This window comes from Microbacterium sp. C448 (genome assembly GCF_000582705.2).
Taxonomy (GTDB): domain Bacteria; phylum Actinomycetota; class Actinomycetes; order Actinomycetales; family Microbacteriaceae; genus Microbacterium; species Microbacterium lacus_A.
The window spans coordinates 18,724-29,992 of the sequence record NZ_HG779784.1 but is presented as its reverse complement, the minus strand read 5'-3'; the positions used below and the strand labels follow the sequence as shown (position 1 = coordinate 29,992).

Annotated in this window: 13 protein-coding genes; 7 read left to right on the top strand and 6 right to left on the bottom strand. The window is 68.1% G+C overall.

Going from position 1 to position 11,269, the window contains the following annotated elements:
* The 5 genes from MIC448_RS14055 to MIC448_RS14035 all read left to right on the top strand — a co-directional run.
* On the top strand, nt 1-298 hold a 298-nt coding region (locus tag MIC448_RS14055), incomplete at its 5' end, for an aconitase X (protein WP_036301012.1).
* Entirely contained in the window at nt 295-786 is a 492-nt protein-coding gene (locus MIC448_RS14050) for an aconitase X swivel domain-containing protein (protein ID WP_198517724.1), read from the top strand. The genes MIC448_RS14055 and MIC448_RS14050, both read left to right, overlap by 4 nt.
* Nucleotides 787-924: 138 nt before the next feature.
* The gene (locus MIC448_RS14045; RefSeq protein ID WP_036301009.1) at nt 925-1,977 is read left to right on the top strand and encodes an ABC transporter substrate-binding protein; all 1,053 of its coding nucleotides are present in this window, start codon (nt 925-927) and stop codon (nt 1,975-1,977) included.
* An 80-nt stretch (nt 1,978-2,057) separates the two neighbouring features.
* Nucleotides 2,058-2,903 (top strand): ABC transporter ATP-binding protein, encoded by an 846-nt coding sequence (locus tag MIC448_RS14040; protein ID WP_036301006.1) that lies wholly within the window; start codon nt 2,058-2,060, stop codon nt 2,901-2,903.
* The gene (locus tag MIC448_RS14035) at nt 2,903-3,700 is read left to right on the top strand and encodes an ABC transporter permease (RefSeq protein WP_036301003.1); all 798 of its coding nucleotides are present in this window, start codon (nt 2,903-2,905) and stop codon (nt 3,698-3,700) included. Before MIC448_RS14040 ends, MIC448_RS14035 begins: the two co-directional genes overlap by 1 nt.
* A 52-nt stretch (nt 3,701-3,752) precedes the next feature.
* Here the strand turns inward: MIC448_RS14035 and mftF are convergent, their stop codons facing one another.
* Genes mftF through mftA form a run of 6 tightly spaced genes read right to left on the bottom strand, consistent with a single transcriptional unit; the run spans nt 3,753 to nt 8,849 of the window.
* Nucleotides 3,753-5,159, bottom strand: coding sequence for a mycofactocin biosynthesis glycosyltransferase MftF (mftF, locus tag MIC448_RS14030; RefSeq protein ID WP_036301000.1), 1,407 nt, complete (start codon nt 5,157-5,159; stop codon nt 3,753-3,755).
* Nucleotides 5,152-5,928, bottom strand: coding sequence for a mycofactocin biosynthesis peptidyl-dipeptidase MftE (gene mftE / locus MIC448_RS14025; RefSeq protein WP_051513991.1), 777 nt, complete (start codon nt 5,926-5,928; stop codon nt 5,152-5,154). The genes mftF and mftE overlap by 8 nt, the downstream gene beginning before the upstream one ends.
* A complete protein-coding gene (gene mftD / locus MIC448_RS14020; protein WP_036300997.1) occupies nt 5,928-7,118 on the bottom strand; it encodes a pre-mycofactocin synthase MftD in 1,191 nt (396 codons plus the stop codon). The genes mftE and mftD overlap by 1 nt, the downstream gene beginning before the upstream one ends.
* Before the next feature lie 51 nt (nt 7,119-7,169).
* Nucleotides 7,170-8,447: a mycofactocin radical SAM maturase gene (mftC, locus tag MIC448_RS14015; RefSeq protein ID WP_081766438.1), complete on the bottom strand. Its 1,278-nt coding sequence runs from the start codon at nt 8,445-8,447 to the stop codon at nt 7,170-7,172.
* Nucleotides 8,444-8,728, bottom strand: a complete 285-nt coding sequence (gene mftB, locus MIC448_RS14010) for a mycofactocin biosynthesis chaperone MftB (protein ID WP_036300994.1) — start codon at nt 8,726-8,728, stop codon at nt 8,444-8,446. Before mftB ends, mftC begins: the two co-directional genes overlap by 4 nt.
* A gap of 1 nt (nt 8,729) precedes the next feature.
* Nucleotides 8,730-8,849: a mycofactocin precursor MftA gene (mftA, locus tag MIC448_RS14005; RefSeq protein WP_081766437.1), complete on the bottom strand. Its 120-nt coding sequence runs from the start codon at nt 8,847-8,849 to the stop codon at nt 8,730-8,732.
* 57 nt (nt 8,850-8,906) lie between these two features.
* Between mftA and mftR the strand changes: the two genes are divergently transcribed.
* Complete coding sequence (mftR, locus tag MIC448_RS14000; protein ID WP_051513990.1) at nt 8,907-9,548, top strand: mycofactocin system transcriptional regulator; 642 nt, start codon at nt 8,907-8,909, stop codon at nt 9,546-9,548.
* Entirely contained in the window at nt 9,545-11,188 is a 1,644-nt protein-coding gene (locus tag MIC448_RS13995; protein ID WP_036300991.1) for a GMC family oxidoreductase N-terminal domain-containing protein, read from the top strand. Before mftR ends, MIC448_RS13995 begins: the two co-directional genes overlap by 4 nt.
* Nucleotides 11,189-11,269: the final 81 nt, after the last annotated feature.

The window sequence follows — 11,269 nt, the reverse complement described above, 5'->3', positions numbered from 1 at the left end:
GGGCAAGCGCCTGAAGGAGGGGACGGAGCTCTGGGTCATGACACCGCGAGCCCTCCGCACCATGGCCGACCGCAACGGGTACACCCGCGCGATCACCCGGGCCGGCGGCAAAGTGCTGACCGATTCGTGCCCTGCCATGTCGCGCGCAGCCCCTCCCGGCACGAAGGTATTCGCGACGGACTCGGCCAAACAGGCGCACTATCTCCCCGCCATCCTCGGCATCGAGGCTTGGTTCGGGACGCTCGAAGAGTGCGTGGACGCTGCCATCACGGGACGCTGGCGCGGGGCGCTCGCGTGAGCGCCGTCACGGACGACTACCGCGAGCCGATCACAGAATTCCGCGGACGGGGCATCGTGCCCGGCGTGACCGAGGCCGAGGCTCTCGTGACACACGACCCGATCTCGGGCTTCGGAGGGATCGACGTCGCGACCGGCACGGTCATCGAACCCCGCCACGAGCTGTTCGGTGTGTGCTTCACGGGCAAGGTGCTCGTCTTTCCCGGCGCCAAGGGTTCTTCGGGCTGGTCGGGGTTCTTCCAGTCGACGCGGCTCATGGGCACGGCACCCGCGGCGATGGTGTTCAACATCGTCACGACCAAGGCCGTTCTCGGGGCGATCGTCACCCGCATCCCGACCGTCGTCGAAGCCTCGCCCAACCCGCTCGACGTCATCCGCACGGGGGATCTGCTCCGCGTCGACGGCGACACAGGGGTCGTCACCGTGCTGCGTCGCGGTGCTGCCCCTGCAGGTTCCCCGCGAGTTCGCCCGGCTGATTCCATCCAGTAAAAACTCGCGTTTGCATCCCGAGTTATGCTCGGCACACTCGATGGACCGGCCGCACAGTTGCGGGCGGGTCATCCGACACAGGAGTCGAAAATGTCCACAGCAGTGCAGAAAAAGAGCCCCTGGTCCTTCCGTCGACGCATGCGAATCACGACCACGGCGCTCGTCGCCGTAGCCGGTCTCGCCCTCGCGGGATGCACGGGAACAGCCGCGCCGTCGGCGAGTGAGGGCGAGGCTGCCCCCGCCGAACTCAATGACATCGTCGTGGTGTCGTTCCTTCCCCTCCAGTCCTTCACCTTCACTCCCGAGATGTACGCATACTCGTCGGGGATCTTCGAGGAGTACGGCCTCGACGTCCAGCTTCAGCCCGTGCAGGGAACATCGGCCGCCATCCAGACGCTGCTCGGTGGCGCGACCCCGATCACCCGCGTCAGCACGGTCGACGTCATGCCCGGCATGGAGTCCGGCCAGCCCATCGTCGGCGTCGGCACGATGGCCTACCGCAGCAACCTGCGCGTCATCTCGACCGAAGAGAACCCGATCGAATCGGCAGCCGACATGGAGGGCAAGGTCATCGGACTCGGCTCGGTCGGCGGAACGAGCGAGAAGATGCTCAACTTCGCCCTCGACGAGGCCGGGGTGGATCGCGACTCGGTCACGCGTCAGGCCGTTCCCGTCACGTCCGCGACCTACGAGCTCGTCAAGCAGGGTCAGCTCGACGGCTACGTCGTCAGCCTCGACACCTCCATCGGCATCACCGAGCAGAACGAGGATGCCGTATCGAGCCCCGCAGGTCTCGTCGATGCCCCCGAGCGTCAGGTCTGGATCACGACCCAGTCGAACCTCGAGAACCCGGAGCGCGTCGAAGAGATCGAGCTGTTCCTGGCCGCCATCAAGGAAGCGACGCAGGAGATCATCGACGACAGCGAGAACGACTTCGCCAACGTCCTCGCCACGCTCCGCGACAGCGGTGACTGGGACTTCGCGGCTCTGACCGACGACGCGATCGCGGTCGAGGCCTTGAAGACCTACACGACCGAGACGTGGATCGACTCGACCGGCACCGTCGGTCTGCTCGAGAACGACGAGGACTTCTGGACCACGATCTACGACTCCTACGTCGCGGGCGGCTTGCTCGAGGGCGGCGCCGACCCGTCGGCGTGGATCACAAGCGACCTGCTGCCGGCCAACTAAACCTCGCAGCCATCCGGTGGTGGTCTCGCGGACTCCGCGAGGCCACCACCTTCCCCTGAAACGAGAGCGATGATGCCCCTATGAGCACCCCGATCCCGACTCCGTCCCCGGCCGGAAGCGCACCCGCATCCGGTACGACCGACACCGTCCCACGACTGAAGATCCAGGGCGTCGGACGTGACTTCATCACACGGTCCGGCACGACGCACGCTGTCTCGGGCGTCGACCTGACCATCGAGCGCGGTGAGTTCATCGCCCTGATCGGCCGATCCGGTTGCGGCAAGACGACGCTCCTGCGCATGATCGGCGGGCTGCTGTCGCCCACCGCGGGCACGATCGAGGTCGACGGCAACAATCTGTGGCGCGGCACGACCGTCGATGAGTCGGCGATCACCAAGCTCGGCTTCGTCTTCCAAGAGAGCAACCTCTTCCCCTGGCTGTCGGTGCTCGACAACATCGCCCTGCCGATGAAGCTGCGCGGGGCGAGCAAGCAAGCCCGCCGCGCCCGTGCCACCGAGCTCGCGGCCCTCGTGGGCCTCGGCGGGTTCGAGAAGTCCTACCCGCGTGAGCTGTCGGGCGGTATGCGCCAGCGTGCAGCCATCGCGCGTGCACTCTCGACCGAGCCTGACCTGCTGCTGATGGACGAGCCGTTCGGCGCCCTCGATGCTCTGACGCGCGAGCGCATGAACCTCGAGTTGCAGCGCATCGTGCTCGAGACGACATCGACCGTCGTCTTCGTCACCCACGACATCCCCGAGGCGGTGTTCCTGGCCGACCGCGTCGTGCACATGACGCCGCGACCGGGTCGCGTGCGTCAGATCCTGCCGGTCGCCGAGCCGAAACCCCGCACGATCGACACCACGACGACCGCCGAATTCAACGAGATCGTGCGGAAGCTCCGTCACGACATCGACGAGGAGAACTGATGAACCGCCAGAAGGTCATGCGGATCCTGCCCTGGGTCGTGACGCCGGTTCTGGTCGTCGTGATCATCGTCATCTGGCAGCTGGTCGTGACGATCGGGCAAGTCAACCCGTTCCTGTTCCCACCGCCCGCCGCGGTCGGCGAGAAATTCATCGGACTGTTCACAACCCCGGGAATCTGGGGTCACACCCTGACCACGCTGTCCGAGATCCTCATCGGGTTCGCGATCGCCGTCGTGACCGGTGTCGTCGTCGGCGTGCTGCTCGGAAAGCTGCCCTGGCTTGAGGCGAGTGTGCGTCCGCTCATCGTCATCACGCAGGTCGCCCCGAAGGTCGCCTTCATCCCGCTGTTCGTCATCTGGTTCGGATTCGGCATCACGTCGAAGATCTGGCTGTCGGCCCTCTTGGCCTTCTTCCCGATCATGCTCAACATGCTCCTCGGTGTCCGCTCGGTCGAGCAGGGGCAGCGCGAGGTCATGAAGAGCTTGAACGCATCGCGCACGCAGACCCTGCTCCAGCTCGAGATGCGAAGCGTCCAGCCCTATCTGTTCGCGGGTATGGAGGTCGGTATCGTCCTGGCCACGACCGGTGCGATCGTCGGTGAGTACATCGCCGGCAGCCAGGGACTCGGATTCCTCGTCGTCTCGAGCATGAACCAGCTGGATGCCGCGCTCACCTTCGCGCTCATACTCTGGCTCTCGCTGCTCGGGCTCGCGCTGTATCTGATCGTGAACGAGCTGAAGCGCTTCTTCATCCCGTGGCACGAGTCGGTGTACGGACTGCGCAACACCACCGCGTAAAGCGCCGCGCACGGCGCCTTACCGAATAGGCCGACGGATGACCTCCGTCGGCCTATTCGTTGCCTCGGACGACCCGGGGTTTGAGCGCAGCGGCGGACCGGCCCCGGATGGACGACCACCACACACCCGCGCCGTAGGCGACGTCATCGAGGCGCCGGGCGAGCGTGAACCGCACCGGGTCGAGCCGGGGACGCAGTCGCACGTACTCGATCGCGGCATCGCCGAGGGCGGCGACGAGCGCGGCGCGGCGCACCCGCTTCGACCCGAGGGCGAGGACGATCGTGAGCGGCCACCAGTGCCGCACCAATAGCGCCGATCCCTGCACGAGCGTCGTGACCGTTCCCTGAGCGGCGAGAAGCGCCGCGAGACTGCGCCGATTCGGGATATGCGAGATACGTCGGGAGATTCGTGCGGCAAAAGCCGCGACGATGCCGACACCGACCGGCACGGACCACGGGCGCTGCGCCAGGGTGACGGTGAGTAGCGCGATGCTCCACGGTGGCAGGGCCACCGGCGCGATGTCCTGCGGATGCCGCACACCGAGCCCGTAGGCCCCCGTGCCGTAGTCGAACTTGCGCCGCATCCAGGCCACGAGCGAGGCGCGATGTTCGTGCCGGACGATCGCGGTGGGGTCGTACGTCACGCGATGACCGGCGGCCACGAGACGCCACACGAGGTCGACGTCCTCTCCGACCCGGAGGTCGGCATCGAACCCGCCCCCGAGCGCAGAGACACGTGCGACGAGGCTCGTGCTCGACACCCAGGACACGCGGCTGCGTGGACGGACGGTCGAGGCATCCGGACCCAGATCGAGTGAGGACCGCGCGTCCTCGTACCTTTCGAGCCAGGTCCCGCGTTCGCGCCGCAGCCCGCGGACACCGGGTGCGACCAGAGCGACGTCGGGGTCGATGAGGTGCCGGAGGAGCGTCTGGAGCGCGCCCTCATCGAGGACGACGTCGGAGTCGACGAATGCCACGTACGGCGTCTGCGCCGTCGACATGCCGGCGTTCCGCGCGGCGGCGGGGCCCCGATTCTCGGGCAGTTTCACGAGCCGCGCGCCATGCTCGGCCACGACGCGAGCAACGGCCTGCGGACGAACGGAGCCGTCGTCGACCACGACGACCTCGGCGACACCCGTGGGGACGCTCGCGAGCAACCGGGCGAGTGGGGTCGGGCGGTCGCGCACGGGGATCACGACCGTGAGCATGCTGAGAGGAACGTCCGGAAGGGATGCCGACAGAAGCTCGCCCATGCCGGTCTCGAGAAGGTACCGAGCAAGCGCACGGCTCGTCTCGTCACCTACCGCGAGATCGCGTCCCGGCAGTCGTTCGGCGGCCGCCGCGCTGATTCGCGAGACCCGGATCGGAGCACCGCCCACGAGCACCCGCCCGCCCGTTCGACGAGTGTGGGTATTGAGACGCACGATGCTGCCATCCGGCGGGAATGTCGGGTCAGTCATCCGTCCCGCCCCGATCGCCGGCGGCTGGCACGAGTCGTCCGTCGTCCGCGACGACGCCCGTGAGTCGCCTCCACGCTGCGTCGACGATGGTCGCCAGAAGCTGCTCGCCCGCCTCGGCCGACGCCCCACGCGGGTCGCCGAGTACTCCGTTCGGCGAGACCGCCCGCACACCGCCAGTGCGCAGGCGGGGGAGGAGAGCGGTGATCGGGTCGGTGGCGCCGGGTTCGAAACGATCGAAACGGATGGCCGGGGCACGCAGATGGGCCATGATCGACGTTTCGTCATAGCCCGCGTGGGCGTCGTGGCGCCCACCGTCGTCCGCTGCACACGGCAGCCAGGCCGCGTCGCGACCTTCCGACCGGAGCACACGGACGGACGCGACGAGGGCGTCCAGATTGCCCCCGTGCGCGTTGACGAAGACCACACGGGGCGCCCACGAGGACGCCGAGCGACCGAGCTCGATGAGCATCAGCTGAAGCGCGGCCGTACCGATCGAGAGCGTGCCCGGAAAATCCTGGTGCTCGCCGCTCGACCCGAACGCGATTAGCGGCGCGACGACGGCATCGTCACCCCGATCGCGCGACCGGGCGGCGAGTCGATCGGCGACCGTCTGCGCGATCGTCGCGTCGACGTCGAGCGGCAGGTGCGGTCCGTGCTGCTCGGTCGCGCCGACCGGCACCAGGAGGAAAGGTGTACCGACGGTCGGCCACGTTCGGTCGACGAGCCGCGCCGAATCGTCCAGCGGGTGCTGATCCGGGCGCTCGGGCATCAGTCGACCGGAGCCTGCGGAACCCCCAGTCGACGCTCGAAGCCCGGCGGGATCCAGAGGTCTTCGCGGCTCAACTCGTCGATGGAAGCCCGGCCGAGGCCGAGGACGGCAGAGTCCAACCCGCCTCGCAAGATGTCGAGCACGTTCTCGACGCCCGCCTGTCCGTTCGCGGCGAGGCCCCACAGGTACGCACGGCCGATCATCACGGCATCGGCGCCGAGCGCCAGGGCCTTCGCCACATCTCCGCCGCGGCGCACGCCGCCATCGAGGAGCACCTCGATCTGGTCGCCGACAGTCTCGGCGATGCCCGGAAGCATCCGAATCGCTGCGGGCGTGGAATCGAGATTGTTGCCGCCGTGGTTCGACACCGAGATCGCCGAGACACCGGCATCCACGGCGCGGAGCGCGTCGTCGATACGTGAGACACCCTTGAGAAGGAACGGACCGTCCCACTGCTCGCGGAGCCACGCTACGTCTTCCCAGCTCGGCGGCGGGGTCGTCATCCATTCTCCGTAGGCCCCGAAGAACGTCGGCGGCTTACCCCCGCCGACGGCCAGGTTAGGCGCCGTGAGATCGGGCACCCGGCCCGAACGCAGGAACTCGGCGAGCCACTGCGGACGCACGAGTGCGTGCGGTGCGAAGCGTGCGGCGGCGCGCAGGGTCAACTTTTCGGGAATCTCCGGGCTGCCCCAGTCGCGCCCGTGCGAGAACGACCAGTCCAGCGTCGCGATGAGGGCCTTGGCGCCGGCCGCGCGCGCCCGGTCGATTCGCTCGAGCATCGTGTCACGGGTGCCCTGCCAGTACACCTGGTAGAGCACGTTCTCGTTCGCGGCGGCCACCTCTTCGACGCTCTTGCTGGCGAACGAGCTCAGACCGATGGGGATGCCCCGGTTCGCCGCGGCGCGTGCGACCGCGACCTCGCCGTCGGGGTGGACCGCCTGCACCCCCGTCGGCGAGATGATCACCGGCATACCGATGTCGAGGCCCAGGACCGTCGTCGACAGCCGGCGCTCGGCCTGGTGACCGGCGACCTTCGGAGCGAACGCGAGCTCGCCGAACGCGGCCAGGTTGTCTTTGTACGACAGCCCCCGCTCCGACCCGGCGATCAGTGCGCCGTAAACGGGGGAGGGCAGACGCTTCTTCGCGCGACGCTGTGCCTCGGCGACCGTCTCGAACCACGGATTGGGCATGGGTGTCTCCTGAAAGGGGGTCGTGCTCAGAAAGGAATCGGATGCGTCGAATCAAGCCGTGGGCGGCACGAATCCGGCGAGCGGACTCGACGCACAGGCGCTGACGGGCATCGTCTCGATGTCGTCGCGGCGCTTCAGGGTGAGGGGAACCGGCTTGTTCGACCGAGGCCGGGGCGGCGATGTGCGATGCGAGTGATCACCGCTCGGACGAGGAGCGCCCGCGGGGTCCTGACGGCCCGCGAGCAGTTCTTCGCCATAGCCCTGGACGCACTCGGGGTCGGGTCCATCGAGCGGCAGTCCCGTGAAGAACTTCGCCGCCATGCATCCGCCCTTGCACGTGTCGAAGAATGCACATGACGCACACGCGCCACCGGTCTGCGGTGCACGCAACTCCTGGAACAACTCGGATTCGCGCCACACCTCGGTGAAGCCGCCGGGGGTGCGCACGTTGCCCGCGAGGAAGTCGTCGTGGATCGCGAATGGGCAGGCGTAGACGTCGCCAATCGGGTCGATCAGGCAGACGACGCGGCCCGCACCGCACAGGTTCAGGCCGGGGAGCGACTCGCCGTAGGCCGAGAGGTGGAAGAACGAATCGCCCGTCAACACCTCATCGGCGTGCGCGAGCAGCCAGTTGTACAGCTCGCGCTGCTGCGCCTGCGTCGGGTGAAGCTCGTCCCACACATCGGCCCCGCGACCCGAGGGCCGCAGGCGCGTGAGGCGCAACTGCGCGCCGTACTCGTCCGCGATCCGCTTGAAATCGTCGAGCTGCGGGATGTTGGTGCGTGTGCAGACTACCGACAGCTTGAAATTCTTCATGCCCGCGTCGCGGAGGTTGCGCATCGCGGTGATCGCGGTCTCGTACGAGCGCGGGCCGCGGATGTAGTCGTTGACCTCGGGCGTGGCGCCATCAAGTGAGATCTGCACGTCGACGTAGTCGTTGGCGGCGAGCAGCGCAGCGCGTTCGGGCGTGAGCATCACGCCGTTCGTCGAGAACTTGACGCCGACGTGGTGCTGGGTCGCGTAATCCAGCAGCTCCCAGAAGTCCGACCGCACCGTCGGCTCGCCGCCGCCGATGTTGACGTAGAAGACCTGCATCCGTTCCAGCTCGTCGATGACGGCCTTGCACTCGTCGGTCGACAACTCGCGAGGGTCGCGGCGACCCGAGCTCGACAGGCAGTGCAGGCACGACAGGTTGCACGCGTAGGTGAGCTCCCACGTGAGGCAGATGGGGGCATCGAGACCGCGCTCGAACAGATCGACGAGGCGTTCGGGTCGCGGTGCCGGTGCGCGCGGGGGCGCGAGAGTCGTGGACTCGAGTGCGATGGTCATGCGGCGTGCTCCTCGATACGTCGTCGTTCGATCATTCGAGACTCAGCGAGAGTCCCGAGAGCACGCAGGTAGCGCGCTTGGTCCTCATCGGCGACGCCCACCGCGACGCACGCGGTGCGAGCGCTGGGGGAGTCCGACAGGGACGTGACGATGCTCAGCAACGTCCGGTCTTTCAGGAACGACAGCTTGCGGGTGCCGAAATGATAAAGCAGAGCTCCGAACGGCTCGGGCCGGACGGAAACCTGCTCGCTCAGCGTCCACCCCGCGTCGGGGTCGAACACGTCAGTACACGCCGCACATGCCGTCGATGGATACTTCCTCGACGAGGCTGTCTGATTCGACGGGGCTGTCGGCTGCGACTGCCTCGGTCGACGTGGCGGGCTTCACGATCTGCGGATCCATGGGATGCTCCTTCACAACGCCACGGCTCCTTCGCCGTGCGCGGTACGCTCGACTCTAATGGCACTGAGTGCCGAATGGAAGACAGAAGGCGAACAACACGCCGTGACGACATCGCCCCGTATCGGCCGCGCTCCGGCAACGACGCACGGAGAGCTCAGTACCATCGCGCTCGGGCTATTTCTTGAGCGCGGCTACGACGAGACCACGGTCGACGACATCGCCGCCGCCGCCGGGATCGGCCGCCGCACGCTATTTCGCTACTTCCCCTCGAAGAACGACCTGCCGTGGGGGGACTTCGACGCTCTGCTGACGATGATGCGCGGCCACCTGACCGACCTGCGACCCGATGTGCCGGTCATGGAGGCGCTGCGCGTCGCCATCATCGAGTTCAACAGGTTTCCTCCCGAGCAGATCGCGCTGCACCGCGAGCGCATGCACCTTCTTCTCGAGGTACCCGCCCTCGTCGCGCACTCGTCGCTGCGCTATCGAGACTGGCGCACGGCTGTCGCGGAGTATGTCGCGCGGCGAATCGGGGCGGACGTGAACGACCTCGGGCCGCAAGCCGTCGCCTGGGCGTGTCTCGGCCTCTGCCTGTCGGCGTATCAGGAGTGGCTGCACCACGACAGTGAGGATCTGCTGACGCTGATCGATCGGGCTTTCCGCCGTCTCGAAGCCTCGTTCCAGGTGTCATCTTCATGAGTGGCGAGGGGAACGGCCCGGATCTCGACGTCATCGTGGTGGGCTCGGGGGGAGCGGGTGCGCCGCTCGCGGCTCGCCTGAGCGAAGATCCGAAACGTCGCGTGCTGGTGCTGGAAGCGGGGCCGGTGCCCCGCAGCCGACGCGACTACCCGGCGGAACTGCTCGACGCATCCACCGTCCAGGGCGCGATGCCCGGATACCCCCACAACTGGGCCTACCTCGGTCACCTGACCCCCGAGCTGCCCTACCTCGTGGCGCGGGGCCGGATCCTCGGGGGATCGACCGCGCTCAATGGCGCCTACTTCGTGCGCGCGACCCCCGAGGACTTCGCCGCCTGGGCCGAAGTGGGGGGACCGGACTGGACCTACGAGGCCGTGCTCCCCGCGATGCGCCGCCTCGAAAGCGATCCCGCGTTCGCCGACGACCCGCGCCACGGCGACGCGGGTCCGATCCCCATCGAGCGCGCGGCGCTCACCGACCGACTGAGCGCGGCCTTCCGTGCCGCGGCGCTCGAGCAGGGGTTCGCCGACGAACCCGACAAGAACGTGCCCGGCCGGCCCGGCGTGGGACCGGTGCCCTCGAGCCTGCATCGCGGGATGCGGTGGAATACCGGCCTCGCCTATCTGCTGCCGGTGCTTGATCGACCCAACCTCGAGGTGCGGGGTGACGCACGCGTCGTGCGCGTGCTGATCGAAGACGGCACGGCGGTCGGGGTCGAACTCGCGGGCGGTGAACAGCTGAGAGCCCGCGAGGTCGTGTTGGCCGCCGGCGCCGTCGCCACACCGCAGCTTCTGCTTGTGTCGGGCGTCGGACCGCGCGAGCAGCTCGAGGGATTCGGCATTCCCGTCGAGGCCGATCTGCCCGTCGGGGCCGCATTCTCGGATCATCCGGATATCGCGGTCGGGTGGCGTCCGCGCGCGAGCGTCGGCAGCCCGGGGGATCGGGCCGCATTCCCCGCATGCCTGAACTTCGCCTCGGCCGGGGCCCCGCACGCCGATCTTGAGATCCTCCTGTCCGTGAAGCCTCTGGGCTACCTGCTCACCGGCTCCGCGCACCCGCTCGGCAGTGGGGTGCTTGCGGCGCTGCGGCATCCGTTGCGCACGATCCGCGCGCTCGTCGGAGTCTCAGCCCGGCGGATGGCATCGCAGTTGGCGCACCGGGACGACCTGCAGTTGATCGTCGCGGTGCAGCAGCCCGAGGGTCGCGGCTCGATCCGGCTCGTGAGCACCGATCCCAACGACGGCCCCCGCATCGATTACCGCTACCTCGAAACGCCGTCCGACCGTGCCCGCATGCGCGAGGGATTGCGGGTTGCCGTGAGCCTGCTGCGTTCGAACGCCTTCGCGCCCCTGTTCGGCGGTCTGACGGAACTGGACGACGCGACCCTCGATGACGACGATGGCTTGGACGACTGGGCCCGGGCACACCTCGGCACGGCCATCCACATGTGCGGCACGGCGCCGATGGGTCCGGCCGGGTCGCCGGGCGCCGTCGTAGATGGCCAGGGACGGGTGCACGGGATCGCGGGGCTACGAGTCGCCGACACATCCATCCTGCCGACCGTCCCCTCGCGGGGACCGGCCGCCACGGCCGTGCTCATCGGCGAGCGCATCGCCGATTTCATCGCCCGCGGCGACTAGCGGTCGGTCGTTGAGCTGGTCACTTCGACAGGCTCAGTGACCGTTGCTGAGTACAGGAGATCCGACCGAGCCAGGACGATA

Coding starts and splice junctions, on each gene's coding strand:
- mftD (WP_036300997.1), bottom strand. CDS start 7,118: ATGCCCAATCCGTGGTTCGAGACGGTCGCCGAGGCACAGCGTCGCGCG.
- MIC448_RS13995 (WP_036300991.1), top strand. CDS start 9,545: ATGAGTGGCGAGGGGAACGGCCCGGATCTCGACGTCATCGTGGTGGGC.
- mftF (WP_036301000.1), bottom strand. CDS start 5,159: ATGACTGACCCGACATTCCCGCCGGATGGCAGCATCGTGCGTCTCAAT.
- mftE (WP_051513991.1), bottom strand. CDS start 5,928: ATGCCCGAGCGCCCGGATCAGCACCCGCTGGACGATTCGGCGCGGCTC.
- mftR (WP_051513990.1), top strand. CDS start 8,907: ATGGCACTGAGTGCCGAATGGAAGACAGAAGGCGAACAACACGCCGTG.
- mftC (WP_081766438.1), bottom strand. CDS start 8,447: ATGACCATCGCACTCGAGTCCACGACTCTCGCGCCCCCGCGCGCACCG.
- MIC448_RS14040 (WP_036301006.1), top strand. CDS start 2,058: ATGAGCACCCCGATCCCGACTCCGTCCCCGGCCGGAAGCGCACCCGCA.
- MIC448_RS14045 (WP_036301009.1), top strand. CDS start 925: ATGCGAATCACGACCACGGCGCTCGTCGCCGTAGCCGGTCTCGCCCTC.
- MIC448_RS14035 (WP_036301003.1), top strand. CDS start 2,903: ATGAACCGCCAGAAGGTCATGCGGATCCTGCCCTGGGTCGTGACGCCG.
- mftA (WP_081766437.1), bottom strand. CDS start 8,849: ATGGATCCGCAGATCGTGAAGCCCGCCACGTCGACCGAGGCAGTCGCA.